Source organism: Candidatus Poriferisodalis sp. (assembly GCF_965215815.1).
Classification (GTDB): domain Bacteria; phylum Actinomycetota; class Acidimicrobiia; order Acidimicrobiales; family Poriferisodalaceae; genus Poriferisodalis.
The window spans coordinates 817,093-842,639 of sequence record NZ_CBDCEO010000012.1 but is presented as its reverse complement, the minus strand read 5'-3'; the positions used below and the strand labels follow the sequence as shown (position 1 = coordinate 842,639).

Below are 25,547 nucleotides of genomic sequence, written 5' to 3'. Positions count from 1 at the left end.
CGTCGGCTGTCAAGCGCCGGCTCAGCGGTCGTGGAGTTCCCTGATGGCGTTCAGGAAAGCGAGCGTTTCGGCTCGGTCGATGCTGCGGCGCATCGGCGGCAGAGGGTCGAGCAATCTTGCTCGGTAGCCGGCGGTAGCGAGTCGGGAATCCATTATTGCGACGACGCCGCGATCGGTGGTGGTACGGATGAGCCGGCCGACGCCTTGGGCCAGCAGATCGGCTGCATTGGGCACGTCGACCGACATGAACGCGTCGTCGCCGGCCGCTTCGCGCCGGGCCGCCGCGAGCGGCTCGTTGGGGCGAGTGAACGGGAGACGGTCGATGGCCAGCAGCGACAAGGCCGGCCCTGCGACGTCCACGCCCTGCCAGAAGCTCATCGTGCCACACACGACGGTTGCAGGATTGTTGCCCAGTGCCTCCAGAAGGGCGGTGTTGGACAGGTCGCCTCCCTGACGCAGCACCCGGATGCCGCTGAGCAACTCGCCGAGTGCGCTCGCAGTCTCATTGAGTGCGCGCCAGCTCGTGAACAGGGCCAGCGTGCGCCCTCCGACGGCTGAGATCAGCGCGGCCAGCTCCTCAGCCGCTGCTGCTCGGTGAGCCTCCTGGGTCGGTGCGGGCAGGTGCCGTGCGCAGTACAACAGCGCATTCGACGGGTAGTCGAACGGGCTCTCCACGCCGACGTAGGTGTGTTCGGCGGCTGGCACACCAAGTCGCTGGACATAGTGCGGGCCGAGCGTCGCGCTGGTGAGGATGCACGCTTGGCGACCCCACAGCCGGCTCGCGAGCAGGTCGCCGATATCCAGCGGCGCGATGCGAAGCCGACCCCGGCCTTCGACCAGGATGACAGTGCCCGCAGGAGGGGCTGCGGCGACGCGCAGTGCGGTGAGGGACTCAGCGGCTAGCCGCGCGACACGCACCCGTTCGAGATCGACACTGTCGGCGCTGTCGGTGCCGTCGGCAGACCGCAACTCGGCAGCCAATTGCTCAACCCTGCCGTCGGCGACTTCGAGCAAGCTCGCCAGATCGCCCGTGATTGCTCCCAGGCGGGTATCACGCAGCGGCTCGAGTTCGCTCGTCAAGCGTGTCGCTATGTCTGCCACGGCATCCGCCACCGCGCCAGCTGCGCCAACACTGCGCGCTTCGGACGCGAGCCGGGCGAAGCCTGCGGGCGTGATCTCCAGGCCGGCCACCTGCGTGACCACCGACTCGAGCTGGTGTGCTTCGTCGAACACGACGGCGTCGTGAGGACCGAACAGGTACCCGTCGCCGAACAGATCGATGCAATACAGGTGCTGGTTGGTCACCACGATGTCGGCTCGCGCGGATCGGGCCCTTGCATCCTCGGCGAAACAGCGATGGCCCTGCGGACAACGTTCGGCGCCGACGCACTCAGTGCTGTTGACCGACACCGACGACCACACGCGACCGTCTGGCGCGACTGCCAGTTCGGACCGGTCGCCGGTGCGCGTCAGGCGGACCCACCGCTCGATCTCGGCGAGTTGGTGACGGCGACTCAGATCGGCGCCAGAGACCGGGCCATCGTCAAGGTCGAGCTGCTGTTGGGAGTGCTCCTCCCAGCGGTGACGGCACAGGTAGTTGTTGCGGCCCTTGAGCAGCTCCCAGCGAACCGGGCGTCCGAGTCGCTGAGCCAGCCCCGCTGCGACGAGCGGCAGATCCTTGGTGACCAACTGGTCCTGCAACGCCAGCGTTGCGGTGGCGATGACGACGCGAAGGCCGCTGGCAGCAGCGAGTGCTGCGGGCACGAGGTAGGCGAGCGACTTGCCGACGCCGGTGCCCGCCTGGCACAGCAGCGTGCCGCCGTCCTTGATAGCTGTCGCGACTGCAGCCGCCATCTCGGCTTGGCCGCGACGTTGCTCGCCGTCGTGGCCGAGGGCTGAGATCGCGTCGTCGAGCGCCGCATCGCAGTCGTAGGTATCGGTTGCAGGAGCAAGATCGGTTGGCTCGTCGGACATCGGCCTCCTGTCAGTCCGCTGCGGTAACGGTACGAGACGTGCGGTATTTCAATGCTTGGCGCAATGATCCGCGTCGACAGGGGTTCTACCCTGCGCAGTGTGAACCGAGGTGCGGGAATTGATCTGTCGCGCGTGCCCACTCACGTGGCATGTGTGATGGACGGCAACGGACGCTGGGCGCAAGCACGCGGACTGCCGCGAACTGAAGGTCATGCAGCGGGTGAGGAGGCCTTGATCGACACGGTCGAGGGCGCGGCCGACATCGGTTTGAAATGGCTCACCGTGTATGCGTTCAGTACGGAGAACTGGCGTCGCCCGCCATCAGAAGTGCGCTTCCTCATGAGCTTCAACGAGTCGCTGCTGGTTCGACGCAGCCACGAGCTGCATGAGCGGAACGTACGGATCCGCTTCGTCGGCCGGCGCGACACACGCGTGCCCAAGCGTGTGCAGGCTCGTATCGAGGAAGCCATCGAGCTCACGGCGGCAAACACCGGTCTCACATTCACAGTTGCGTTCAACTACGGCGGGCGCGCAGAGATCGTCGACGCCGCTGCGGCCCTCGTGCGCGCGGGCGTGTCGGCAGATGACGTAGACGAGGCGTCGCTGGCGAAGCACCTCTACGACGCGCAGATGCCCGACGTGGACCTCATGATCCGAACCTCGGGCGAGAACCGCGTGTCGAACTTCTTGTTGTGGCAGATGGCGTACAGCGAGCTGGTGTTCACTGACACTCTCTGGCCGGACTTTCGGCGGGATGACCTCTTCGATGCCGTCTGCGTCTACCAGGCTCGGGATCGGCGGTTCGGTGGCCTGAACCGCTAGAGAAACACTGAGCTGGAGCCACACTGAGGGGATGCTGCGCAGACGCTGCAGCAGCACTCAGCCGAGACAGCGAAGGGGATGTCCCCGCAGATGCAGTACCGGGACCAGGGAGTGGTGCTCCGCACCATCAAGCTCGGCGAGGCCGATCGGATCATCACGATCATCACCTCGGGGCACGGCAAGGTGCGCGCTGTGGCGAAGGGTGCTCGGCGAACCCGCAGCCGCCTCGCGGGGCATGTCGAGCCGCTGCGTCACGTCGACCTGCAGCTGTATCGAGGCCGGGGCGAACTCGACATCGTCACCGACGCGGTAACGCTGGACCGGTGGTCCGGGCTTCGCGAAGATCTCGACCGTTTGGGCACCGCTATGACCCTCGCCGAGGCAGTGGACCAGTCAGTTCATGACCGGGGCGATGATCCGGTGCCGTACCAGATGCTGGTGGGGGCGCTGCGCCGCTTGGATCTTGCGAGTTCCGAGATGCTGCTGCCGGCATTCCTGCTGCGTCTGCTGGCCCACGAGGGCACGGCGCCGCTGCTCGATGAATGCGTCGTGGGAAACGGTTGCGGCGTGGCGGCCATCGTCGCGTTCGACCCGGCGCAGGGCGGTGTCACGTGCGAGACCCACCGGCGTGGGCGCCCCTTAGGAGCAGGCGCGCTCGGTTTGTTGCGGTCGATCATCGCCGGACAGGTGAACTCGGTGCTCGAAGCACCGCGCTCTGCTGATACCCAGGAAGCCGCAGCGGTCGTCAATCGCATGTGGGAGTACCACATGGACCGGCGGCTCAGGAGCGCTGACCTGCTCGGGTGAGTGGTCGAGTGGCGCCGGTCCCATTGAGTCCAGACCGGCGCCTGCGAAGCGCAGACCTGCTGGACCGATGACCCCGCGCTAGCGGAAGATGCGGTTGCCGCCTTTGGGGTTCTCGGCGCCGGCGTGGAGACGCTTGAAGCGCTTCTCGGCCCGGGAATCGGCGGTGGTGCGCCACCACGTCATGCCGCGCCACATCGCTCCGGCGAGGGCGAGCAGCCCTAGGACAACCTGTGTACGGCCCAGCCCGCCACACAACGGATGCTGGCTCTGCGGAGCGATGTACGGCCGGCCGGTCGTGCTGGCGGTGACGTGCGCGTCCGCCACGGCCTCGCGCACCTCATCGAGGTCTACGTCGGGCGGAGCCAGGCTCAGCAGCGGGACCGAGCAGGTCCACTCGACTTCGCCGTCGCGGATGCCCTCGTACGGACCGCCGAAGACGGGCATCGGCACAAGCAACGCCACCACGCCGAGGAATGCGCACAAGAAGACCACAGTCGTATCGCGCAGCCGCATGTTCTGAGCCTAATGAGGGGTACGACGTCGGGGCAGCCGTTCTGGGGCGAAATTCATACTGAACCCTCCCGAGACCCTCAGTACCCTTGCCGCCCGTGACCGCACCGTTCGAGAGTCAGGCCCCCGCCGCTGAACCCTCGCCTGATCCAGCGCTCTTCGACAAGATCGTCAATCTCGCCAAGCGCCGGGGCATCGTCTTCGGCTCAGCGGAGATCTACGGCGGATTCCGCAGCGCCTACGACTACGGCCCCATCGGCGTTCAGCTGCTGCGCAACGTCAAGGACGCGTGGTGGCGCGTAATGGTGCAGTTGCGCACCGACATCGTGGGTCTCGACGCTTCGATCCTGGGTCCTCCTGCGGTATGGGAGGCCTCGGGCCACCTGACGAACTTCACGGATCCCCTGGTCGACTGCACGAGCTGCAAGACCCGCCACCGCGAAGACCAGCTGACCGATCCGCACCAGTGCCCCAACTGCGGCAAGCGCGACACCTTCACCGAGGCGCGCGCCTTCAATCTGATGTTCCGCACCCATGCGGGGCCGGTCGAAGGTGCCGGCACCGAGGTGTATCTGCGGCCCGAGACGGCCCAAGGCATGTTCGTGAACTTCAAGAACATCCTCGAGACCAGTCGCAAGCGGCCCCCGTTCGGCATCGCGCAGGTCGGGAAGTCGTTCCGCAACGAGATCACACCGGGCAACTTCGTGTTCCGCACCCGCGAGTTCGAGCAGATGGAACTGGAGTTCTTTGTCCCGCCCGCAGACGCTCAGCAGTGGTACGAGTACTGGCTGTCCGAGCGCCTCCAGTGGTATTTGGATTTGGGGATACCGGCCAGCCACCTGCGCCTACGCGCTCATGATGCCGATGAGCTGAGCCACTACTCGAGCGGCACCAGCGACGTCGAGTACCTGTTCCCGTGGGGCTGGGGCGAACTGGAGGGCGTGGCAAACCGCGGCGACTACGACCTGCGTCAGCACGCCGAGCACTCGGGCCAGAAGCTGGAGTACTTCGACCAGGCCAGTGGCGAGCGCTACATCCCGCATGTCATCGAGCCCGCAGCCGGGGCGACGCGAGCGCTGATGGCGTTCCTGCTGGCCGCTTACCGGGAAGAGACCGTCAACGACGATCTGCGAACGGTGCTGGGGCTGCACCCGCGACTGGCGCCCTACAAGGTGGCGGTCCTGCCGCTGTCGCGCAAGGAGCCGCTGACGGCTCTGGCGGCCGACGTGCTTGCGCTCTGCCAGCCGCATTGGGTGTGCGACTACGACGAGACGCAGGCCATCGGCCGTCGCTACCGCCGCCAGGACGAGATCGGCACCCCGCTGTGCGTGACGGTGGACTTCGAATCGATCGAGGACCGGTGCGTCACGGTGCGCGACCGGGACACGATGGCGCAGGACCGGCTGCCGATCGCATCGCTAGTAGACCATCTGGCAAGCCGCTTGGATCTCTGATCACCCGCGGCCGGGAGGTCCCATGACTGCGGCCGGCAAGGCAGTGACAGGCCTCAGCACTCAGCAGCGACAGGCGGTGGCAGACCTCAGCGTCGCCGAGTTGTCCGAGGCCCTGCACCCGACGTTCGAGAGCGACTCGGGCACGCTGCTGACGACAGGCCTCGCCGCGTCGCCGGGCGCGGCATCGGGACTCGTCGCCGTCGGCTCGACCGCAGCGCTGGATCTCGCGTCACAGGACCGCGCGGTGATCTTGGTTGTAACCGAGACGACACCGGCTGACGTCGCAGCGATGGGCCTTTCAGTGGGGATCTTGACCGCTCGCGGGGGTCTCGCGAGCCATGCGGCGGTTGTTGCCCGCGGTTGGGGAATCCCCGCGGTATGCGACGCACGCGACATCACCGTGGAAGCTGGCAGCTTCGCCGTCGGCGACCGTCGAATCACGAACGGCACACCGATCTCGATCGACGGCTCGACGGGCGAAGTGGTGCTCGGCGACCGGGAGGTGAAACCGGTCCGCCCACAGGAGGCATTGCCGCCCGATGTCGATGAGATCCTGCGCTGGGCAGATGCCGTCATTGCGGGCCGAGTCGCGGTGCTGGCGAATGCCGATACTGCGGTCGACGCAGGTGTCGCACGGAAACTTGGGGCCCTTGGTATCGGGCTGTGTCGCACCGAGCACATGTTCCTCGAACCCGGCCGGTTGGATATCGTCCAGCGAGTCATCCTCGATGGAGGTGACGCTCACATCGACGAACTGGCCGCATCGCAGCGCGCAGACTTTGTGGACCTGCTGGCGGCAATGGACGGCTTGCCGGTCACGGTGCGGTTGCTCGACGCACCGATGCACGAGTTCTTGGCGGGCGCAGATCCGCACACGGCCGCCGAATGGCACGAGCACAACCCGATGCTGGGTGTACGCGGTGTGCGCTTGGGACTGTTGCGTCCAGAGCTGTACGACGCGCAGGTCCGGGCGCTTGCTGGCGCGGTCGCCGATCGGCGAGCAGCCGGTGGTGATCCCCACGTCGAGATCATGGTGCCGCTCGTCTCGACGGCTGGTGAGCTGGTCGCAGCGGTCCGCGCACTGCGCTCAACATGGGAAGGCGAACTGGTCGGTCCCGTGCCTCCGATCGGAACCATGATCGAGACCCCCCGAGCGTGCCTGATCGCAGGACAGCTGGCACCTGAAGTGAAGTTCGTCAGCTTTGGCACCAATGACCTCACCCAGTTGACGTTCGGATTCAGCCGGGACGACACAGCGACCCGAGTCATTGCGCCCTACCTCTCCGATGGATTGCTGGAGGCCGACCCATTCGCGTCCCTTGATCGCCCTGGAGTGGGAGAACTCCTCGTTGGGGCGCTGCAGCGCGGGCGGGCAGCAAACCCGCGATTGCGCGCGGGCATTTGCGGTGAACACGGCGGTGACCCAGACAGCATCGGCTTCGCAGTGCAGGCGGGATTGGACTACGTGTCCTGCTCGCCCTACCGAGTGCCCATCGCACGTCTGGCGTGCGCCCAAGCGGTGCTGGGCATCGCAGACCCAGGGCGGTAACCGGGGCCGCTGCGACGCCAGCGAATCGTTAGCGTCGCAGTGAAGATGAGCATCCGTGACTCCGATGTCCAGCGCGTGCGAGAGGCCACGGACATCGTCGCGCTCATCGGCCGCCGGGTGAGCTTGAAGCGGGTCGGCGGCCGCCACGTCGGGCTGTGCCCGTTCCACACCGAGAAGACCCCGTCATTGAGTGTCGATCCGTCACAGGGCTTCTATCACTGCTTCGGCTGCAAGGCCTCCGGCGATGCCATCACCTTCCTGCGCGAGACCGAGCAACTCGATTTCGCTGACGCGGTGGAGCAGCTGGCGGCGGCGGCGAACATCACGCTCACCTACGACGCCCCCGGCGCACAGCGCGCCAACCAGCGTCGCAAGGAGCTCATGGAGCTGCTCGAGGCTGCGGCTCGCTTCTACCACGAGCGACTGCTGAACGGTCACGACGCCGGCCCGGCTCGTGCGTACCTGCGTCGACGCGGCTACGACCGGGACACGGTGGTGAAGTGGCGCCTGGGATACGCCCCACCGCTGTGGGATCCGTTGTGCCAACACCTCGGAGCACCTGCTGCTCAGCTGGCCGCTGCTGGTCTCGCGTACGCGGATTCGCGGCGCCCCTCAGGCGCACGGCGTGACGGTGGCACCTCCGGCGAAGACAGCGATGCGCCCAGCGACGACGCCGAGACCACCAGCCGGGCATCGGACTTTTTCCGGGACCGCATCATGTTCCCGATCTGCGACGCAAGCGGCCGAGTAGTCAGCTTTGCCGGCCGCGTCTTGCCCAGGCCAGATGAAGCCCCGTCGAAGGGCCCGAAGTACAAGAACACCGCGGGCACTGCTGTATATGACAAGAGCAAAGTCCTGTACGGGCTGCATCTGGCAAAGCAAGCAGCGCGTACTGCGGACCGGATTGTGGTGTGCGAGGGCTACACCGATGTCATCGGGTGCGACCAGGCGGGCATCTTCGAAGCGGTGGCTACCTGCGGCACTGCGCTCACCCAGCAGCACGCGGAATTGCTGTCGCGCTCGGCCAAACGCATCGTGCTGGCCTTCGACGCCGACGCAGCGGGGCAGACAGCCACCGAACGGGTGCATCAGTGGGAGCGCACCTACGCCCTCGACGTCTTTGTGGCGGCGCTGCCGCCCGGTTCCGATCCCGGCGACCTGGCCGCCACTCACCCGCCTGCGTTGCGCCGGGCATTGGATGAGGCCCAGCCGCTGCACTCCTTCCGGGCCGAGCGAATCCTGCACCGGGCCGAGCTCGACAGCCCGGCCGGCCGTGATCGAGCGGCCGATGAGGCCGCCGAGGTATTGGCCGTGTACCCCGCCGACGTCTTGAATGACGACGACCTTGAACCGATCGCACGTCGAATCCCGATGGAAGCAGCGGACCTGCGCCGCCGCGTTGATGCGGCTCGTGATCGGCTGGCTAAGCGCCCAGCGTCCTCCGCTCCCGATCCCAACGACGCCCCTTTACCGCCTGAGCGTGACGACGGCTACTACGACCACGAGTACGGGCGGGACTTTGACCCGACGGGTCGCGCGGATCGTGGGCCCGCAGAAACCCGCCTGAGTCGGCGTGTTCACGTGCAGATCGAGAGGTCAGCCAGACAGCGGGCGAGGCGGGAGCGCCTGCTGTTGGAAGCCGCAATGGCTCCAGAGGGTGATGCCGTCTCCCTCATCACTCCTGAGCTCTTTGTCAGCAACACAGCCTTGGAGGCGTTCTCGCACATCGCTTCCGACGCGGACTGGCGTGACGACGAGGCGGTGCCCAGCGAAACTGACGTCGTGGGTGGGGCGTCAGGTTCACCCGGCGAAGATGTGCGGGATCTCTTGGCGGCGGCGGCTGCTGGTGGGGAGAAACTGTCGACCGAGGAGGCACTGGGGCGGGTAGCGATTGAGTTGCGGCACTTCGTCAATGAGACGATTCTTCGAATCCGCGAAGGCGCCGATGTTCCCTTCGCGACACTCAACGCCGACGCGTCTCAAGCCGAGCGCTACCACTTGCGTCGCAGTTGGCTGCGCTGGCTCAGTGAGCGCGAAGTCGAGCTGCGCGACGTCAAGCAGCAAATCGGTGCCGCGTCGGCGGTCGCGAGCTGGATCCAGGGCGGCATCGAAGCTGTGAAACCTGGACCCGTCGAGTCGGCCTCACATGAATAGAGCCGGTGTTCATTGATGGAGTGATCGTGCTCCGGGGGTGGGGATCGAACCCACGACAAACGGATTAACAGTCCGCTGCTCTGCCAGCTGAGCTACCCCGGACCGAACGGGTCGATTACTTCCCCGAACGTGCGGAGCAACGATACTGAGTCGGCTGGGCACGCCGACGGCAAGTGGGCCGGGTGGGGATCGAACCCACGACCCAGCGATTATGAGTCGCCTGCTCTGACCACTGAGCTACCGGCCCGGCAGCACCGTACCGGGCCCAAGAGCCGATCTGGGGATAGGTCAGTAGCGTGCTCAGGGGCTAGTAGTTTTCGCGTAGAGCGCCGCGGCGGCGCAGTGGGGGAGGAATGTCAACAATGCATACAGGGGAAACGCGGCGCGACGCCGAGAAACTCACGAGTGGGCGACGCAAGCCTCTTTCCCGGCGGCCGCTCCGTTGGCGGATCGGGGTCATCGTTGCGGTGTTCGCGCTGATCGCCGTTGCATGCGGCGGCGGCGATGACGCAACAGGTGACGGCCCGAGCGAGCAGCCCGAGACAGCCGAGGCTGATGAGGCTGCGCCCGATACCACCCCCGATGAGGTCCAGGAAGAGGTAGTGGAAGCCCGTGAGGCAGGCGAGGCCACCGGCGAGGACATCCGCGAAACCGAGACCGGTCCGACCCACGGCGGCAGGCTCGTGTACGGCATCGAGGCCGATACGGCCAATCCGTTCGTGCACTACGCATCGTCGTGCGCGATCAGCTGCCGAATGATCTTCCGCTCCATCACCGACTCGCTGTATGTCACCGACAGCGACGGCGAGATCGTGCCGTACCTCGTGGAATCCGAGACGCACAGCGACGACTACATGGTGTGGACCATGACGCTCCGCGACGGCATCAACTTTCACGACGGAACGCCGCTGACTGGCGAGGCCGTGGCCTACAACATCAATCTGTGCCGCCTGAGCCAGCTCACCGGGCCGGCGCTGCTGGGCATTGACGATGTCACCGGCGAGGGCCAGACGGTCACCGTAACTGCCAGTCCCGGACAGCCGCTCGCAGCCGGCCTCGGCCCCGCAGGGCGGGCCGAAACGTGCGGCCAGATGTTCAGCCAGGCGTGGCTGCACACACTGCCGAACAACCCGCTGTACGTGTCACCGGCATCGCCGCTGCCCCAGGAGATGCGCGAAGCGCTGCGAGAAGAAGCCGTCGGCGATCCCTCTGCCCCGGTCGGGCTCGGCGCCTTCAAGTTCGTGAGCTACACCCCCGGCAACGGCAACAGCTTCATCGCCGCGCGCAACCCGGATTACTGGCGAGGTGAAAACGGCATCACCGGCGAGAACCTGCCGTACCTCGACGAGATCGAGTTTGTGGTCGCCGTGGACATCCAGGGTCGCTCGAATGGTCTCAAAGCTGGTCAGTTCGACATCATCCACACGGCCAATGCCGACGAGATCTCCAAGTACGAAGGCGACGACTTCGTGCTGCTGCAGGCCAACGACTACGGCGAGACCAGCCACAACCTCATCAACGTGGCCGCAGGTGTGAATCCGGTGCTGGCGTTCGTGCGTGGCGCGGCTGAGCCGATCGCGATGGATCCGCTGGGGCTCAACTCGACCAATCCGCTGGTGCATCTGAGCTGCCGCAAGGCACTTGCCCACGCCTTCGACGGTGACCGCTTCGCCAATGAGCGGCATCAAGGCCTGGTGCAAGTGGCGAACGGACCGTTCCCGCCAGGCAGCGTCGGCTACCTCGAAGACTCGGGCTATCCGACCTACGACCCTGAGGCCGCTGCTTCGGAATTTGAGCAGTGCAAGGCCGACAGCGATCAGAACCCCGTGGCGTTCTCGTTCAACACCACCAACGACGCGTTCAACGTCGAGTCCAACGAGCTCATCGCGGCCATGTGGACAGACGCCTTCGGCGACGAGGTGGCCGTGTCGATCCAGCCCATCGAGCAGGGCCAGTACATCAACCTGGCACTGGCTGGTGTGTTCCAGATGCAGGGTTGGCGCAACCACGGCGGCGTGGACCCCAGCGAGCAGTGGTACTGGTGGCATTCTGCAACGGCCAGTCCGATCGATCCGACGGTGCCCGAGCTGGCACTGAACTTCGGCCGATTCCAGGATCCCGCCATCGACGCTGCGTACCAGGTCATCCGCCACAACCCAGACCCAGCTGCCCGGCTGGCTGCTGCCGAGGAGGTCAACCGGGCCTTCGGGCGCAATGTCTGGAACCTGTGGACCTACTGGACGCTGTGGGGCATCATCGCCAACCCGCGGGTGCAGAACATCACAGACCTGCCCATTCCCGACAACGCAGAGAATGCCTTTCCGGTGATCTCTGGTAAGCACCACCTGACGCAGATCTGGTGCACAGACGGCAACTGCCAAGGCTGAGCCCGCACACCGACGGCACGGGGGACGGCAATTGGCACGGGCGCGGTCCTGCAGCAGCGGCGTTCGCGCTGATTGGCGTTGCCTGGGCCACCGGAGCGAGCCGATGAAGCTGGTCGGATGAAGCAGATCCTCCGCGACCAACTCGGGCGCATCATCGCCGTTGCTCTGATCGCCACGGTTGCGTGGGCGTGGTTCTTCCGACCCCCGTTCAGCTGGACCTTCGGCGTGCTCGTGGCAATCGGCACGGCGGGCGCGGTGATCGCCGACGGGCGCTATGCGCTGCGCCGGATCGCGAGCGTGATACCGATCCTGGTCGGGGTGTCGTTCGTGGTGTTCGCGCTGATGGCGAGCCTGCCCGGCGATCCGGCCATCAACATCTTGGGGCCCGCTGCGACGCCGGACCAGATCGAGATCGTCCGTACCGAGCTGGGCTTGGACGAGCCCTTCTTCAGCCGATACGGCAATTGGCTCGGCGGTGTGCTGCTCGGCGACCTGGGGAGCTCGATCGTGCTGCGCGAGGACATCGCTGACGGCATCTCACGATCCATGACGCCGACCCTGCAGCTCATGTCCTACTCGGTGGTGATTGCCCTGGTGGTGTCGCTGCCGCTCGGCGTGTGGGCGGGGTACCGGCAGGGCTCGGGATCGGACCGTGCGATCAACAACGTGATGCTGGGATTCCTGGCAACGCCCAACTACGTGCTCGCGGTGATGCTCGTGCTGTTCTTGGCAATCGGCGGGATCAGCGTCGCCGGCAATCAGTTCGGATTCCACGCATTGCCCGCCGCGCGCTATGTGCCTCTGGGCGACAACGTCGTGCTGCACTTCAAGCATCTGCTGCTGCCGTCGTTGTCGCTCGCGATGGGGCAGGCCGCCGTGTTCATGCGGCTGCTGCGCTCGGACATGATCGGCACGCTGCGGCTGCCGTTCATCGATCTGGCTCGCAGCAAGGGACTGCCCACCAGGCGGATCTTGTGGCGGCATGCGCTGCGGCCGTCGAGCTTCACCCTGCTGACCGTGGTTGGGCTGACGGTCGGCCTGCTGATCGGCGGCGCACTCATCGTCGAATTCATCTTCACGATCCCGGGCGTGGGCGCATACATCTTTCTGGGCGTGACCCAGCGTGACTTCATCGCCGTGCAGGGCGGGGTGCTGGTGATCTCGACGCTGTACATCGCCGTGCTCACCATGTCCGACTTCCTCTATCTGGCGCTCGATCCGCGGCTGCGTGGCAGGGAGATCGGCGCCCGTGCGTAAGCAGCTCGGATTCTTCTTCTGGCTGGCCGTGGTTTACCTGGTCGTGCTGGGGCTCTCGGCCATATTCGCCGATGTCCTGCCCATCAAGGACCCCGCCCAGACGTTTCCCGGCACGTCCAAGAATGGTCCCAGCCTGTCGTACTGGTTCGGCAATGACGGTGTGGGCCGCGACGTGTTCAGCCGGGTGATCTACGGGGCGCAGGTGAGCCTGGTGATCTCGACGGTCGGAACGGTGCTGGCTCTGGGGATCGGCGGCTTGTTGGGCATGGTGTCGGGCTACTACAGCGGGCGGACCGATCGTTGGCTCACCGCCGCTCTGAACGCGTCGCTCGTGATCCCGCCGCTCATCCTGTTCCTCGCGCTGGTGCTGTTCTTGGACTCCGAGGCCCAGCGACGAATCTTCATCTTGGTTTTCACCTTTGTGCTGCTGTCCATCGCGCCTATTGCGCGGGTGGTGCGTGCAGCGACGCTGACCTGGGCCAGCCAGGACTTCGTGCTCGCAGCCAAGACGCTCGGGGCTCGCGACGGCCGGGTGCTGTTCCGCGAAGTGCTGCCCAATGTGGCTCCCTCGCTCATCAGCTACTCGCTCATCATCATGGCGGGCCTCATCGTGGTCGAGGGTTCGGTGGCCTTCTTGGGGTTGAGCGTCCCGCCGCCCACACCGACCTGGGGCGACATGATCAACAAGGGCCGGACCAATCTGGACATCGCTGCGCACATCAGCCTGATGCCGGCGATGATCATGTTCATCACGGTGCTGGCGCTGAACTTCGTCGGCGACAAGCTGCAGCAGTTCTTGGAGCCGCGGGAGTCGGTCCTGTAATGGCCGGCAGCGGCAACGCCCACTTGCGCTCCGGTGCGATCCTCACCGCTCGGGATCTGGTCATGGAGTTCCCGGCGGCCGGAGGGCGCACCGTCTATGCGGTGTCGGGCGTCTCGCTCGACCTGCTCGAAGGCGAGACGCTGGGGCTCGTCGGTGAATCCGGTTGCGGCAAGAGCACAACCGGACGGGCGATCCTGCAGCTGCCGCGGCCCACCTCGGGCTCAGTGCAGCTCACCGGCCAGGAACTGACCGTTCTCGACGACGATGCCATGCGCGAAGTGCGGCCACGGCTGCAGATGATCTACCAGGACCCGATTTCATCGCTGAATCCGCGGCGCCGGGTTCGTGACATCGTGGCCGAGCCGCTCTACATCGCATGGGAGAACGTGACCCAGCAAGCGGCCATGGCGTTGTGGCTGGGGCGCGTCGGCAACCTGCTCCAGAGCTTGCTGCGGCGTGCGGCGGCGCCGTTGCGGCTGCTGGGCCTGGTGCTGTCGGTGGCGTTCGCATTGTGGATCGTGTCCGAGGCCGCCGAGGAGCGGGCCGCAGAGGGGCTGCTCGGCTGGCTGGAGATTCCCGCCGCAGTCATCGGCTTTCCGGCGTTGGCTCTGGCGCTTCTGGTCGCAGGGATTGCCCTGATACTGGGCCTGGTCTGGGTGATGCTGGCGATGGTTCTGCCGTTCAGCCTGATGTCGCGCCAGTTCGGAGACGTGCCGGCGGCCGTGGGGCTTCCCGGGGTGCTCGTCACCACTGGTGCCAGCGCCTTCATGGCTTGGCGCACGTGGTCGAGCTTCGGAGGCTGGGCGCATTGGCTCAACTCCGGTGGGCTGAGCCTGCTCACCGCATTGCTCATCGTGTGGCTGGTGGCGTCGCTCGCGAAGCCCGAACGGGCAGGCGCCAGCGCCGTGGCTACAACGCTGAGTGCCATGGTGGTCCTGCAGGTCTTCTACGTTGCAGGTCTTGACGACGCCCCAAAGCTGATTGTCTTGGTCGTCTCGGGTGCCGTGGACTCGTTTCTGTTCTGGTGGGTGCTGCGCCGCTACAGGGCGAACCGTCAGATCCTGCGAGAGCGCGCCGAACCGCGGGTGCGCGAGGTGCTGACCTATGTGGGGATCAACCCCGAGGATGCCCTGGATCGCCGCCCGTGGGAGTTCTCCGGCGGTCAGGCGCAGCGGCTCTCCATCGCCCGAGCGCTCGTCAGCGTGCCCCAGGTGATCATCTGCGACGAGCCGGTGTCCTCGCTGGACGTCTCGGTGCAGGCCCAGATCCTCAACCTGCTCGAGGACCTCAAGAACCTCATGGGTCTGACGCTGGTGTTCATCGCACACGATCTGGCGGTGGTCAAGAACGTGAGCGACCGGGTGGCGGTGATGTATCTCGGCAAGCTGTGCGAGGTCAGCGAACCCGATGCGATGTTTGCGCAGCCCGCCCACCCGTACACCGAGTTGCTGCTGGCGGCGATCCCGCATCCCGACCCAGAGGCCGATCTTGGCTCCGGTCGCATCGGCGGGGAGCTGCCGTCGCCGATGGCGCCGCCGTCGGGTTGCCGTTTCCGCACCCGCTGCCCGCTGGCTGCTGCACGCTGTGCCGCCGAGGAGCCCGAGATGCGAGAGATCGCCCCGGGGCGATTCGTCGCCTGCCACACGCCGCTGTTCGGCGAGCACGCGCCGCCGGTGCGGGTCCAGATGAGCTCGGCTCCCCAGTGGGCGTCGTGAGTGACCAGGCGCCGCTGAGTGCGCCAACGCTCCTCGAGGTATCGGACCTGCGGACCACCTTCAACACCGTTGCGGGCCCGCTGGTGGCTGTGGACGGCGTCGACTGGTCGCTGGCCGAGGGCGCCCGGCTTGGCGTGGTGGGGGAGTCGGGTTCAGGCAAGTCGGTCATGTCGCGTTCGATCATGCGGCTGCTGCCGAAATCGGGAGTGATCTCGACAGGGAGGGTCACCTTCGACGGGATCGACATGATGTCGCTGAGTCGCCGCCAACTGCTCGACATGTGGGGCCCGCAGTTGGCGATGGTGTTCCAGGATCCGCTGGGCTCGCTGAATCCGGTGATGAAGATCGGCCGGCAGGTGGGTGAGGGCCTGCGGGTGCATCGGGACCTGGGGGCACGCGCCGCACGCTCGGCTGCGCTCGAGCTGCTCGATGAGGTGGGCATTCCCGAGCCCCAGCGCCGAATCGACGAGTACCCCCACCAACTCTCAGGCGGCATGCGCCAGCGCATCGTGATCGCTATCGCGCTGGCGTGCAGTCCCCGGCTGCTGATTGCCGACGAGCCAACGACGGCGCTCGACGTGACGGTGCAAGCGCAGATTCTGGACCTGCTGGAGACCCAGCGAGCTGAGCGTGACATGTCGCTGGTGCTCATCACTCACGACTTGGGGATCGTGGCGGGCCGCACCGACGAGGTCATCGTGATGTACGCGGGACGGATTGTGGAACGCGCTCCCACCACGACGCTGTTCCGCAACATGAAGATGCCCTACACCGAAGCGCTGTTCCGGTCGATCCCGAAAGTCACCGACGACAGTCACGCCCGCTTGGAGATCATCGGCGGTCAGCCGCCCGAGATGACCCGTTTGGGTCCTGGCTGCAAGTTCGCACCTCGCTGCAAGTACGCGCAGGAGCTGTGTGTCGCAGAGGAGCCGGCCTTGATTGCGGCGCCGACGGTTCGCGACCCGGACGCCCGCGACCTCGACGACGCTGCGGCCGACAACGGCCATGTGTACCGGTGCTTCTATCCGGTCGGCTCCCCGGAGGCCGCCGACGCACTCGAGCGCAATATCTCTTCAGGCCGCGTCAGCGAGGCCGGCGTCGTCATCCAGACCAGCTGAACGCACCAGAAGCTGGCCCCGGGCTAGGCAGATACGTCGTCGTACCAGTCGTTGGCGTGGTGCAGCAGGTAGTCGCAGATCTTGGCGCAGAGGTCGAACGGCGCACACATGTCGTCCTCGCCTTGCAGCAGGGCTTGGAGCGACAATTCTCTGCGGGCCACGATCATGAGCGTCCGCTTGGTCGGGTCGGTCACCGATATCAGGGAGTCGATTGCGGATACTTCCACGGGCAGGGCCGTGCCTCCCAGACCCGCCAGATCGGTGGCCAGCACGAGCATGTCGGGGCTGTGATCGAGTGGCGGGAGCGCCCAGGTGAAGAGCAGCGGCAACCAGAATTCATCGGGCGGAAGATCATCTTCGGGCATCGCCCACAGGACCTCTTCGAACGACAGGAGCGTGCGCGGGTCAGCTTCCAATGTCAGGTGCAAGTCGAGCGGACCGCCGCACGCCTCGGCCGGATGCAGATCCACTTCCCAGGTCTGGCGCAGGCTGTAGGTCTCGATGAATTGCCGCTCGTCGTGGATGTGAAAGCCATGCGCATGTGCATGGTCCTTCAGGCTTGCTACGTAGCCGGTGATGTCGATCGCTGCCATCGGGACGCTCCCCATGTGGCGCCGGGACAATGCGCGGAGGCTATAGCCCCGCACGGTGCGGCTCGACAGGTTTGCGCGATCCGATCCGCAGAGGTGGCAGCGGACCGCTACCCTCCGCTCGATGCCGCCCGGAGTTCGACTCGCTCGGATCCGGCAGAGCCTCCCGCAGTGGCAGCGTGACCCGTGCCGGGATTCGCGATGACCGTTGCAGGCGACGACTGGCTGGGCCTGCTTCGGCGAACCGCTGATTCGGTGGCAGCAGCGCTACGCACCTTTGATCGATGGACGCAGAGCGGCGACCGACCGGACCAGTACGCACTCGATCAAGTGGCCGACGTTGCAGCGCTGGACGTGCTCGACGCGGCAGGCGTGAGCGTGCTCAGCGAGGAATCAGGTCTGCGCCGTGGGGTCGGTAACGAGACCGTCATCGTGGATCCTGTCGATGGCTCCACCAATGCCTCACGTCGCATCCCGCACTACTGCATCAGCCTCTGCGTCGTCGAAGGTCTCACGCCAGTGGCAGGTCTCGTACGCCACCTCGTCTCGGGCGAGGAATTCACGGCAGTTACCGGCGGAGGCGCACACTGTGACGGCCACCCGATCAGCCCAAGCAATTGCACCGGACCCGAGCGAGCGATCATCGGCGTCTCCGGACGCCCCGGCCCCGAATTGCCCGGTTGGCAAGTCCGAGTCCTCGGGTCGGCCGCGCTGGACCTGTGCGCCGTCGCCTGTGGCCGGCTCGATGCCTACCTCGACCTCAACTCGAATCATGGCGTCTGGGACTATGCCGCTGGGGTGCTGATCTGCGCCGAGGCGGGGGCGTGGACCGGCGAGACGCACGGCAGGGAGCTGTTCCATCTCGAACACAGCCAGCGCCGGGGACCGATCGCCACGAGCACAGCGCAGCTGGCAAGCCTGCTCGACGGCTTCGGGCGCCACGACCACCGGTAGCCTGCGAGACCCGGCCGACGGGGGCGCTTAGCTCAGCTGGCGAGAGCACCTCCCTTACAAGGAGGGGGTCGCAGGTTCGAGTCCTGCAGCGCCCACCCCAGCGCCGCGATGGGCCCGCTCAGTAGATGCCAGGAATGATCCGATACCGGACCCGCTCCTGGTACTCCGCCCACTTGCCAGGGCCGTATTTCTCAGCGCAGCGCTTGTCGTCGTCGATCTGGCGGTAGGTGAACAACGCAACGACGTAGGCGAAATATATCCACGCCCAGAGGTTGCCGAAGTGGCCCCAGACCAAGGCGATCGACAGTCCGAAGAACCCCTCGCCCATATAGTTGAAATGACGGGCGACGCCCCAGAAGCCGCTGCAGAGAATCTTGCGCTCGCCGGCCTCGATGAAGCGCGGCTCAAAGATTCCGAGGAACTTGCGCTCAGGCCACCGCTTGAACGTGTATTTCTGCATGTTGGTACCACGGGTGATGCACCATCCGACGGCGAACAACGCTGGCGTCCCGATCAACCAGAGATAACGCCATCCTGCCGCGAGCCCCGGATCTGGATGCGCTGCCATGCCCCACATCGGAATGATGAACATCCAGCCGTATACGATGAGACCCCCCCAGAATATCTTGAAGCCCAGACGCTCGTAGATGACGTCGTATGTATAGAGCTGCACCCGCTCGAACACGAAGTAGTCGAACACATAGAAGGTGAAGAACGCCGCAAACATGAAGACGCCTGGATTTGGGTCTTCGTATTTGTTGTAGTGCCAGACCGCGCCGGAAAAGGCATTGAGCGACAGCATCGTCCCGCCGACCACATAGAGGTACATCTTGAGATCGAAGCGGTCGTTGAAGAACTGCATCTCCTGGGCGCGCCCGAACCAGCACGCCAAGAACTTGTTCTTCACCTCTCCGGGGGGCTGGCTGAAAACTGCGATGAGGGTCCCGATGAGGGCGAGCACCGTGCCGCCGGCCACGGCGTACAGCGATGAACGGTAGAACCAGTCGCGTGGCATGCCTGTGAGTTCGAACCACCACAGCACTTGGGCCACGACGAACACCAGCAGGCCGTTGAGACGGTAGCTGCGGGGCAGGCCGGTTTCGCGATCGACGACATAGCTGGAAACGTGCCTTCCGGGCAGGACCATCTGCAGCACGAAGAAGGCGGCAAACACGAACAGCGGAGTGAGAAATCCCAGCAGCGCCTCGGTCGCAGTCAGCTCGACCAAGTGTCCGACACCAAGCCGCTCAAACATGGCAGGCCTCCCTTTTGCTACTGAAATAGCAAGCCGGTACTAGTAGATGCCGGGAACGATCCTGTAGGGAACTCGAGCCTTGTACTCCGCCCACTTTTCAGGGCCATACTTGACAGCACAGCGCTTGTCGTCTTCGACTTGGCGCGGAACGAACATTGACACAACGAATATGGCGTATGTCCAGGCCCACAGGTTAGTGAAATGTCCGAAGACAAGCCCCATGGACACCCCATAAAGTCCTTCGCCAAAGTAGTTGAAGTGCCTCGCCGCCCCCCAGAGTCCACTGCACAGGATCTTGCGATCGCCGGCCTCGATGACCTCCGGCTCGATGATGCCGAGAAACTTGCGTTCGGGCCACCGCTTGAAGGTGTACTTCTGCAGGTTGGCGCCACGAGAGATCACCCAGCCCACCAAGAAGAGCGCCGCCGAACCGATCAGCCAGAAGTATGTCCATCCATTCGAGAAACCTGGATCGGCGACCGGGGCCATGCCCCACATCGGCAGAACGAACATCCAGCCCCACACGAATGGTCCGCCCCAAGTGAGCTTGAAACCGATGTTCTCGTGGATGAGATCGTATGTGTAGAGCTGCACCCGTTCGAAGACGAAATAGTCAAGGATGTAGAAAGAGTTGATGGCGACGTAGAGGAACAGGCCGGGGTTGGGGTTGGCATCGGCAACGTTCTCGTTGTGCCAGACCGCCCCGGACCACGCGTTGAGTGACAGCATCGTGCCGCCGACGATGTAGAAGTACATCTTGAGGTCGAAGCGGCCCTTGAAGTACTGCAGTTCTTGCGCCCGCCCAAACCACCAGGCCAAGAAGCGGTTCTTCTGCTCGCCTTCAGGCTGAGTGAACACCAAGACGGTGGTCGCGATGATGCCGATGACCAGTCCGCCGGCCACTGCGTACATGGCGGACCGGTAGAACCAATCCCGCGGCATTCCGGTGAGCTCGAACCACCACACGATGTGCGCAAGCACGAACACCGCCAATCCGTTGAGCCGGTAGTTGCGGAGCTCGCCGGTCTCGCGGTCGGCGACGTAGCCGGTCACACGCCGGGCGGGCAAGATCATGTGCGCTACGAAGACAGCGGCGCAGACGAACAACGGAGTGAGGAATCCCAGCACCGCCTCGCCACCAGACAACTTGAACAGATGGTCGATGCCGAGCCAATCGATCATATTTCATGCCCCTTCACGCGCATGTTGGCGCTGACGGCCAGTATTGCCGCACCGATGGTACGGCGGATGGACTGACCGAAGGGCAGGGCGATACCGGCCGCTGAGGGCTCGGCGAGCCGCGATGGGAACGTTGCACTACGGTCCGTGTCGGCCCGTGGACAGGGAGGCGCACGAAAGATGAAACTCGATAGCGGAGATCTCTTCCCAGCACTGACGCTGAGCGATCTAGAAGACCAGCAGGTCTCGATCCCTGATGTCTTCGGCGACGGCTGGGGCGTCGTGCTCATGTACCGGGGCCACTGGTGACCGTACTGCCGTCAACAGTTGGTTGACTTCAACGGCGCCGCATCACTGCTGAAGATGCTGGGTGCGAGCGTGGTGGCGTTGTCCGTCGATGACAAGGACACCACTCAGCAACTCGCGAACAATCTGCAGCTGGGCCCCGTGCGGATGCTGCACAGCGCCGATCCCGACGAAGTGTCGGGGCTGACGGGCGCGTTTACCGAGCCCAAGCGAGGCATCCTGCATGCCACTGGGTTCATCCTGGCGCCGGGGGGCAAGGTCGCGCAAGCCTGTTACTCGACGGGCCCCATCGGGCGAATCACGGCCCTCGACACCATGCGGATTCTTCGCTTCGTCCAGCGCCAGCAACAGCGATAGCAACCCGGCGGCGGTAGCCAAACCGGTGGTCGCTCAGCGGCTAGCAGCCCGGCGTTGATGTTCGGCGGTTGTCCGCCCGGTGTTGTTGCTCGGCGGTTGTCCGCCCGGTGTTGTTGCTCGGCGGTTGTCCGCCCGGTGTTGTTGCTCGGCGGTTGTCCGCCCGGTGTTGTTGCTCGGCAGTTACCCGCCGACGATGAACCGTTGGTGCGTGCCTTCGGAGATGAGCGTGTCGCCGTGGGTGACTCTGATGTCGAAGACGAGGCGGCGGCGGTCGATCTCACTGATCTCGCCCGACACCACAACGTCCTCGCCTGAGGACACAGCGGCCTGGTGGCTCACGCAGATGTGGATCCCGACAGTGGTCTGGTTCTCTTCGAGGAGCGGTTGTACGCCGAACAGGCACGTGCCTTCGATGAGGCGGACCATGTCGGGCGTGGACAGCACCTTGTTGGGCAGATGCGGCGGGGACATTTCGTCGGTCACGCGGTGTGTGTCGCTGACGCTGAATCCGACCTCGATGGCTTTGCTCATGGCGGCAGACCTTAGAGCGTGCACTGCGCCTCAGTGTCGGGGCCATCCCCACTAGCTTGCGGAGATGGCTGAGCTGCACATGCAATGCGAACCGCTTGCCCCCCTGCTGGGTACTTGGCAGGGCACCGGCGTTGGCCACTACCCGACGATCGACGACTTCACCTATGTGGAGGAGCTGGAGTTCAGCCACATCGGCAAGCCGTTCGTGTCGATGATCCAACGCACCCGCAACCGCGTCACGGGCGAGCCGTTGCACTCCGAGGCGGGTTACCTGCGAGCCCTGCCCGACGGGCAGCTGGAGTTCACGATTGCCCAACCGTCAGGCGTCACCGAGGTCCATCTCGGCACCATGCGCACCAGTGACAGCAGCCTCGTCGTCGAACTGTCCAGCGATCAGGTCGGCCTCACACCGACTGCCAAGGAAGTGACCTCGGTCCGGCGTGAACTGACCGTCAACGGCACCAAGTTGATCTCCGAGCTATGGATGGCCGCAGTGGGCTACACCGAACTCGTCCATCACCTGCGAGGCGAACTCACCAGGCAGGACTGACCGCCTTCGAGAACTTCGAACGCACACCTGCGCAACTCGCTTCACCAGATTCCGCGACACGCCACGCCCTACGCTGGCTCCACGGCGGAGGGGGAGTGATGTCACAGGGGTCCCAGGACAGCGCAACGAACGGGGCGCATGCGCTCGACCACGGCGCGCCAACCGCCGCTGGCCGACCCGATGTAGACGATGAGACCCTCGCAGCAGCCGTGGCCGTTGCGAACGTCCCGACACTGCTGATGGTGCTGGTGCAGATGACGGGCGAGCTGCATTGGCTCGAGGCCCCGTACTGCCCCAAGCGCCAGCCCGGCCTCGGCGACAACGACACCGGCGGATTGACGCCCGAGCACCAGCAGGACGTGCGCGAGGCGGCGTTCGAGGCAGTGAGTGCCTGGCGCGACGGCCGCCCTATGGCGATTCCCGAGCCCGACGACGACCTGATCGTGCGAATGCTGAGCACGGCAATGGGAGAGCACGTCCCCGACGAATACGGCGCATTCACTGCCGCCCAGCTCGGCCTCGCCAAGTTCTTGGACCACGACCCCATCAGCGTGCCGCCCGGCTTCAAGGTGCTGGTGATCGGAGCTGGCGCATCTGGGCTGTGCGCGGCGATCAACCTGCAGCAGGCCGGCGTGCCCTTCGAGGTGGTCGAGCGCAACGGCACGGTCGGCGGGGTCTGGTGGGAGAACCGTTACCCGGGGGCAGGCGTGGACACGCCGAACCACCTGTACTCGTACTCGTTCGCCCCGCACGACTGGAAGATGTACTTCTGCCTGCGCGACGAGCTGCACGGCTATCTCGAAAAGGTCACCGACGACTTCGATGTGCGCCCCAGCATTCGTTTCAACACCTCGGTGGAGAGCGTCAGCTATGACGCCGAGCGCCAGGTCTGGCGCGCCGAAGTGCGCCATGTCGCGGACAACGAGGGACGCTGGGAGACCGGCAGTCTGGGTTTGAGCGCCACGCCTGACGAGACAGGCCTGCGCCGGCGCGACGACGGTGCGGCCACGGCGCCCGGTGCGAATGGGCACGCTCGGGGCGTCGACGGACCCACCGAAGTCATCGAAGCCAACGTCGTCATCAGCGCCGCCGGCATCTTCAACCCGCCGATCCGCCCCAACATCGACGGCCTCGAGTCCTGGAGCGGCGAGACCTGGCACACCGCGAGATGGCCCGCAGATGTGGATCTGGGTGGCAAGAGCGTCGCCATCGTGGGCAACGGCGCGAGCTGCATGCAGACCGGTCCAGAGATCCAGGACGACGTGGAGTCGTTGACGATCTACCAGCGTTCCAACCACTGGGCAGCGCCGTTCGAGCAGTTCCGCAAGCCGGTTCCCGATCCGATGCGGGTGCTGTTCGAAGCCGTGCCGCTGTACCGGGCGTGGTACCGGGTGCGATTGGGCTGGACGTTCAACGACCGCATCCACTCGGCTTTGCAGCGCGATCCCGACTGGGATCATCCCGAGCGCTCGCTCAATGCGCAGAACGATGCGCACCGCAAGTACTTCACGCGTTACGTCGTCGACGAGTTGGGCGACCGGGCCGATGAGCTGTTGGACAAAGTGCTGCCGACCTACCCACCGTTCGGCAAGCGGATGCTGATGGACAACGGCTGGTACCGGATGCTGCGCAACCCCAACGTCGAACTGGTCGACGATCCGATTGCCGAGATCTCGGGCCAGACGATCCGTACCGCTGACGGCTCCGAACGCGAGGCCGATGTGCTGGTGCTGGCGACGGGGTTCGACGTGCTGCGGTTCATCACCACCTATGAGGCGGTGGGCCGTTCAGGCAGGACGCTGCGCGAATCGTGGGGGGATGACGACGCGAGCGCCTATCTCGGCACGGTCACGCCTGATTTTCCGAACTTTTTCACCCTGTATGGGCCGAATCTGCAGCCTGGCCACGGCGGAAGCCTCATCTTCGTCGTGGAGATGCAGGTCCGATACATCATGGACATGATCGGCAAGATGTATGCTTCTGGCCTTGGCGCGGTCGAGGTGCGTCCAGAGGTGCACACCGACTATCGGGACCGTGTCGACGAAGCGCACGAACACATGGTCTGGATGCACCCGGGCATGACCAGCTACTACCGGAACGAGTCAGGCCGGATCGTCGTGAACTCGCCGTGGCGCAACGTGGACTACTTCGACATGACCAAAGAAGCCAACCTCGACGACTACCTCTGCGAGCCGCGGGTGGTTGACCGGGAGCTGGTCGCCGACTGAGGCCGTCTTGGTTTTCTAGACGGCTAGCTCGGCGGCGATGGCTTCTAGCGTCGCGTCAACGTCGGCTTCGCTGACGTCGAGGTGCAGCACCATCCGCGAGCGGCCGAATCGCCAATCGGCCAGCACGCCACGGCCTTCGAGACGCTTGCTGAGCGTGGGATCGTGCCGTTCGAGCTGCGAGAAGACCATGTTGGTGTCGCAGTCCGTGACCGTGATGCCGTCGATGGCGTCTAGCCCGGCGGCGAGCCGTTGCGCGTTGGCGTGGTCGTCGACGAGCCGGTCGATGTGGTGCTGCAGGGCGAACAGCCCGCCCGCGGCGATGATGCCGGCTTGACGCATCCCGCCCCCGAGTAGCTTTCGCCAACGCCGCGCCTTGCCCACGAGCTCTTCGGTGCCGCACAGCACCGAGCCCACCGGGGCGCCCAGGCCCTTTGACAGGCACACCGACACGGAGTCGAACGGCGCCGCAACCTCGGCGGGGGACAGGCCCAGCCACACTGCTGCGTTCCACAGCCGGGCGCCGTCGAGATGCAGCCCCAGGCCGTGTTGGTCGGCGAAGTCCCGGGCGGCTTGGTGCTGCTCGGTTGTCAGCACCTTGCCGTTGATGGTGTTCTCCAGGCAGAGCAGGCGGGTGCGGGCGAAGTGACTGTCGTCGGGCTTCACTGCCTCGGTGGCCGCGTCGAGGTCGAGCATGCCGGTGTCGTCGGTCGGTACCGGCTGGGGCTGGATGCTCCCCAGCACGGCTGCACCGCCCCCCTCGTACATGTAGGTGTGGGCGTGATGCCCGACGATGTACTCGTCTCCCCGCTCGCAGTGCGCCATGAGTCCGCACAGGTTCGACTGGGTGCCGCTCGGCACGTACAGAGCCGCTGCGGTGTCCAGCAGTTCGGCGGTGTATCGCTCCAGTTCGTTGACGGTGGGGTCGTCGCCCCACACGTCGTCCCCGACCTCGGCTGCGGCCATGGCGGCGCGCATGTCAGCGGTCGGGCGAGAAACGGTGTCGGAACGCAGGTCGATCACGGCAGCA

20 protein-coding genes, 3 tRNA genes and 3 pseudogenes are annotated in these 25,547 nt (G+C 65.4%); 17 read left to right on the top strand and 9 right to left on the bottom strand.

Annotated elements, in window-relative coordinates:
* Nucleotides 1-21: 21 nt before the first annotated feature.
* The gene (locus tag ACOOHB_RS05710; RefSeq protein WP_420443837.1) at nucleotides 22-1,974 is read right to left on the bottom strand and encodes an ATP-dependent DNA helicase; all 1,953 of its coding nucleotides are present in this window, start codon (nucleotides 1,972-1,974) and stop codon (nucleotides 22-24) included.
* A gap of 99 nt (nucleotides 1,975-2,073) precedes the next feature.
* On the opposite strand from ACOOHB_RS05710, the gene uppS reads away from it, so the two are divergent.
* Complete coding sequence (uppS, locus tag ACOOHB_RS05705; protein WP_420443836.1) at nucleotides 2,074-2,796, top strand: polyprenyl diphosphate synthase; 723 nt, start codon at nucleotides 2,074-2,076, stop codon at nucleotides 2,794-2,796.
* Between the two features lie 90 nt (nucleotides 2,797-2,886).
* Nucleotides 2,887-3,603 (top strand): DNA repair protein RecO, encoded by a 717-nt coding sequence (gene recO / locus ACOOHB_RS05700; protein WP_420443835.1) that lies wholly within the window; start codon nucleotides 2,887-2,889, stop codon nucleotides 3,601-3,603.
* A gap of 78 nt (nucleotides 3,604-3,681) precedes the next feature.
* Here the strand turns inward: recO and ACOOHB_RS05695 are convergent, their stop codons facing one another.
* Complete coding sequence (locus ACOOHB_RS05695; protein ID WP_420443834.1) at nucleotides 3,682-4,116, bottom strand: hypothetical protein; 435 nt, start codon at nucleotides 4,114-4,116, stop codon at nucleotides 3,682-3,684.
* A gap of 164 nt (nucleotides 4,117-4,280) precedes the next feature.
* Between ACOOHB_RS05695 and ACOOHB_RS05690 the strand changes: the two genes are divergently transcribed.
* Genes ACOOHB_RS05690 through ACOOHB_RS05680 form a run of 3 tightly spaced genes read left to right on the top strand, consistent with a single transcriptional unit; the run spans nucleotide 4,281 to nucleotide 9,270 of the window.
* Complete coding sequence (locus ACOOHB_RS05690) at nucleotides 4,281-5,567, top strand: glycine--tRNA ligase (protein WP_420444668.1); 1,287 nt, start codon at nucleotides 4,281-4,283, stop codon at nucleotides 5,565-5,567.
* Between the two features lie 22 nt (nucleotides 5,568-5,589).
* Nucleotides 5,590-7,116, top strand: coding sequence for a putative PEP-binding protein (locus ACOOHB_RS05685; RefSeq protein WP_420443833.1), 1,527 nt, complete (start codon nucleotides 5,590-5,592; stop codon nucleotides 7,114-7,116).
* A 45-nt stretch (nucleotides 7,117-7,161) separates the two neighbouring features.
* The gene (locus ACOOHB_RS05680; RefSeq protein WP_420443832.1) at nucleotides 7,162-9,270 is read left to right on the top strand and encodes a DNA primase; all 2,109 of its coding nucleotides are present in this window, start codon (nucleotides 7,162-7,164) and stop codon (nucleotides 9,268-9,270) included.
* Nucleotides 9,271-9,299: 29 nt separating this feature from the next.
* Here ACOOHB_RS05680 and ACOOHB_RS05675 read toward each other — a convergent pair.
* Both ACOOHB_RS05675 and ACOOHB_RS05670 read right to left on the bottom strand, forming a co-directional pair.
* Nucleotides 9,300-9,372, bottom strand: a tRNA-Asn gene (locus ACOOHB_RS05675).
* A 72-nt stretch (nucleotides 9,373-9,444) separates the two neighbouring features.
* A tRNA-Ile gene (locus ACOOHB_RS05670) sits at nucleotides 9,445-9,517 on the bottom strand.
* 115 nt (nucleotides 9,518-9,632) lie between these two features.
* Between ACOOHB_RS05670 and ACOOHB_RS05665 the strand changes: the two genes are divergently transcribed.
* The 6 genes and pseudogenes from ACOOHB_RS05665 to ACOOHB_RS05640 all read left to right on the top strand — a co-directional run bounded on the left by ACOOHB_RS05665 (nucleotide 9,633) and on the right by ACOOHB_RS05640 (nucleotide 16,570).
* Nucleotides 9,633-11,657, top strand: a complete 2,025-nt coding sequence (locus ACOOHB_RS05665; RefSeq protein WP_420443831.1) for an ABC transporter substrate-binding protein — start codon at nucleotides 9,633-9,635, stop codon at nucleotides 11,655-11,657.
* Nucleotides 11,658-11,774: 117 nt separating this feature from the next.
* Nucleotides 11,775-12,914: an ABC transporter permease gene (locus ACOOHB_RS05660; RefSeq protein WP_420443830.1), complete on the top strand. Its 1,140-nt coding sequence runs from the start codon at nucleotides 11,775-11,777 to the stop codon at nucleotides 12,912-12,914.
* A complete protein-coding gene (locus ACOOHB_RS05655; protein WP_420443829.1) occupies nucleotides 12,907-13,737 on the top strand; it encodes an ABC transporter permease in 831 nt (276 codons plus the stop codon). Before ACOOHB_RS05660 ends, ACOOHB_RS05655 begins: the two co-directional genes overlap by 8 nt.
* Nucleotides 13,737-14,111 (top strand): annotated as a pseudogene (locus ACOOHB_RS05650) (ATP-binding cassette domain-containing protein); the annotation flags it as partial. The gene ACOOHB_RS05655 and the pseudogene ACOOHB_RS05650, both read left to right, overlap by 1 nt.
* 699 nt (nucleotides 14,112-14,810) lie before the next feature.
* A pseudogene (locus tag ACOOHB_RS05645) lies at nucleotides 14,811-15,452 on the top strand (oligopeptide/dipeptide ABC transporter ATP-binding protein); the annotation flags it as partial.
* Nucleotides 15,449-16,570 carry an ABC transporter ATP-binding protein gene (locus ACOOHB_RS05640; RefSeq protein WP_420443828.1) on the top strand — a complete coding sequence of 374 codons (1,122 nt, stop codon included), beginning with the start codon at nucleotides 15,449-15,451 and terminating at the stop codon, nucleotides 16,568-16,570. The pseudogene ACOOHB_RS05645 and the gene ACOOHB_RS05640, both read left to right, overlap by 4 nt.
* Before the next feature lie 23 nt (nucleotides 16,571-16,593).
* Here the strand turns inward: ACOOHB_RS05640 and ACOOHB_RS05635 are convergent, their stop codons facing one another.
* A complete protein-coding gene (locus tag ACOOHB_RS05635) occupies nucleotides 16,594-17,163 on the bottom strand; it encodes a hypothetical protein (protein ID WP_420443827.1) in 570 nt (189 codons plus the stop codon).
* Between the two features lie 198 nt (nucleotides 17,164-17,361).
* Here ACOOHB_RS05635 and ACOOHB_RS05630 point away from each other — a divergent pair, with 198 nt between their 5' ends.
* Nucleotides 17,362-18,114 (top strand): inositol monophosphatase family protein, encoded by a 753-nt coding sequence (locus ACOOHB_RS05630; RefSeq protein ID WP_420443826.1) that lies wholly within the window; start codon nucleotides 17,362-17,364, stop codon nucleotides 18,112-18,114.
* A 21-nt stretch (nucleotides 18,115-18,135) separates the two neighbouring features.
* A tRNA-Val gene (locus tag ACOOHB_RS05625) sits at nucleotides 18,136-18,209 on the top strand.
* 23 nt (nucleotides 18,210-18,232) lie between these two features.
* On the opposite strand, the gene ACOOHB_RS05620 is transcribed toward ACOOHB_RS05625, so the two are convergent.
* Together ACOOHB_RS05620 and ACOOHB_RS05615 are read right to left on the bottom strand one after the other, a co-directional pair.
* Nucleotides 18,233-19,369 carry an ergosterol biosynthesis protein gene (locus ACOOHB_RS05620; protein ID WP_420443825.1) on the bottom strand — a complete coding sequence of 379 codons (1,137 nt, stop codon included), beginning with the start codon at nucleotides 19,367-19,369 and terminating at the stop codon, nucleotides 18,233-18,235.
* A gap of 39 nt (nucleotides 19,370-19,408) precedes the next feature.
* A complete protein-coding gene (locus ACOOHB_RS05615) occupies nucleotides 19,409-20,551 on the bottom strand; it encodes a DUF1295 domain-containing protein (RefSeq protein ID WP_420443824.1) in 1,143 nt (380 codons plus the stop codon).
* A 177-nt stretch (nucleotides 20,552-20,728) separates the two neighbouring features.
* On the opposite strand from ACOOHB_RS05615, the gene ACOOHB_RS05610 reads away from it, so the two are divergent.
* The gene (locus tag ACOOHB_RS05610; protein WP_420443823.1) at nucleotides 20,729-20,857 is read left to right on the top strand and encodes a hypothetical protein; all 129 of its coding nucleotides are present in this window, start codon (nucleotides 20,729-20,731) and stop codon (nucleotides 20,855-20,857) included.
* A 12-nt stretch (nucleotides 20,858-20,869) separates the two neighbouring features.
* A pseudogene (locus tag ACOOHB_RS05605) lies at nucleotides 20,870-21,211 on the top strand (peroxiredoxin); the annotation flags it as partial.
* A 180-nt stretch (nucleotides 21,212-21,391) separates the two neighbouring features.
* Here the strand turns inward: ACOOHB_RS05605 and ACOOHB_RS05600 are convergent.
* Complete coding sequence (locus ACOOHB_RS05600) at nucleotides 21,392-21,742, bottom strand: thioesterase family protein (protein ID WP_420443822.1); 351 nt, start codon at nucleotides 21,740-21,742, stop codon at nucleotides 21,392-21,394.
* Nucleotides 21,743-21,806: 64 nt separating this feature from the next.
* On the opposite strand from ACOOHB_RS05600, the gene ACOOHB_RS05595 reads away from it, so the two are divergent.
* Together ACOOHB_RS05595 and ACOOHB_RS05590 are read left to right on the top strand one after the other, a co-directional pair.
* Entirely contained in the window at nucleotides 21,807-22,292 is a 486-nt protein-coding gene (locus ACOOHB_RS05595) for an FABP family protein (protein ID WP_420443821.1), read from the top strand.
* 98 nt (nucleotides 22,293-22,390) lie between these two features.
* Nucleotides 22,391-24,520, top strand: a complete 2,130-nt coding sequence (locus tag ACOOHB_RS05590; RefSeq protein WP_420443820.1) for a flavin-containing monooxygenase — start codon at nucleotides 22,391-22,393, stop codon at nucleotides 24,518-24,520.
* 15 nt (nucleotides 24,521-24,535) lie between these two features.
* Here ACOOHB_RS05590 and ltaE read toward each other — a convergent pair whose 3' ends face one another.
* On the bottom strand, nucleotides 24,536-25,495 hold the full coding sequence (gene ltaE / locus ACOOHB_RS05585) for a low-specificity L-threonine aldolase (protein WP_420444667.1): 960 nt from the start codon (nucleotides 25,493-25,495) through the stop codon (nucleotides 24,536-24,538).
* Nucleotides 25,496-25,547: the final 52 nt, after the last annotated feature.

Excerpts from the sequence above, each read along its gene's own strand:
- ACOOHB_RS05630 (WP_420443826.1), top strand. The coding sequence starts at position 17,362 with ATGACCGTTGCAGGCGACGACTGGCTGGGCCTGCTTCGGCGAACCGCT.
- ACOOHB_RS05685 (WP_420443833.1), top strand. The coding sequence starts at position 5,590 with ATGACTGCGGCCGGCAAGGCAGTGACAGGCCTCAGCACTCAGCAGCGA.
- ACOOHB_RS05620 (WP_420443825.1), bottom strand. The coding sequence starts at position 19,369 with ATGTTTGAGCGGCTTGGTGTCGGACACTTGGTCGAGCTGACTGCGACC.
- ACOOHB_RS05595 (WP_420443821.1), top strand. The coding sequence starts at position 21,807 with ATGGCTGAGCTGCACATGCAATGCGAACCGCTTGCCCCCCTGCTGGGT.
- recO (WP_420443835.1), top strand. The coding sequence starts at position 2,887 with ATGCAGTACCGGGACCAGGGAGTGGTGCTCCGCACCATCAAGCTCGGC.
- ACOOHB_RS05695 (WP_420443834.1), bottom strand. The coding sequence starts at position 4,116 with ATGCGGCTGCGCGATACGACTGTGGTCTTCTTGTGCGCATTCCTCGGC.
- ltaE (WP_420444667.1), bottom strand. The coding sequence starts at position 25,495 with ATGCGCGCCGCCATGGCCGCAGCCGAGGTCGGGGACGACGTGTGGGGC.
- ACOOHB_RS05615 (WP_420443824.1), bottom strand. The coding sequence starts at position 20,551 with ATGATCGATTGGCTCGGCATCGACCATCTGTTCAAGTTGTCTGGTGGC.
- ACOOHB_RS05590 (WP_420443820.1), top strand. The coding sequence starts at position 22,391 with ATGTCACAGGGGTCCCAGGACAGCGCAACGAACGGGGCGCATGCGCTC.
- ACOOHB_RS05680 (WP_420443832.1), top strand. The coding sequence starts at position 7,162 with ATGAGCATCCGTGACTCCGATGTCCAGCGCGTGCGAGAGGCCACGGAC.
- ACOOHB_RS05610 (WP_420443823.1), top strand. The coding sequence starts at position 20,729 with ATGAAACTCGATAGCGGAGATCTCTTCCCAGCACTGACGCTGAGCGAT.
- ACOOHB_RS05635 (WP_420443827.1), bottom strand. The coding sequence starts at position 17,163 with ATGGCAGCGATCGACATCACCGGCTACGTAGCAAGCCTGAAGGACCAT.
- ACOOHB_RS05665 (WP_420443831.1), top strand. The coding sequence starts at position 9,633 with ATGCATACAGGGGAAACGCGGCGCGACGCCGAGAAACTCACGAGTGGG.
- ACOOHB_RS05710 (WP_420443837.1), bottom strand. The coding sequence starts at position 1,974 with ATGTCCGACGAGCCAACCGATCTTGCTCCTGCAACCGATACCTACGAC.
- ACOOHB_RS05660 (WP_420443830.1), top strand. The coding sequence starts at position 11,775 with ATGAAGCAGATCCTCCGCGACCAACTCGGGCGCATCATCGCCGTTGCT.
- ACOOHB_RS05600 (WP_420443822.1), bottom strand. The coding sequence starts at position 21,742 with ATGAGCAAAGCCATCGAGGTCGGATTCAGCGTCAGCGACACACACCGC.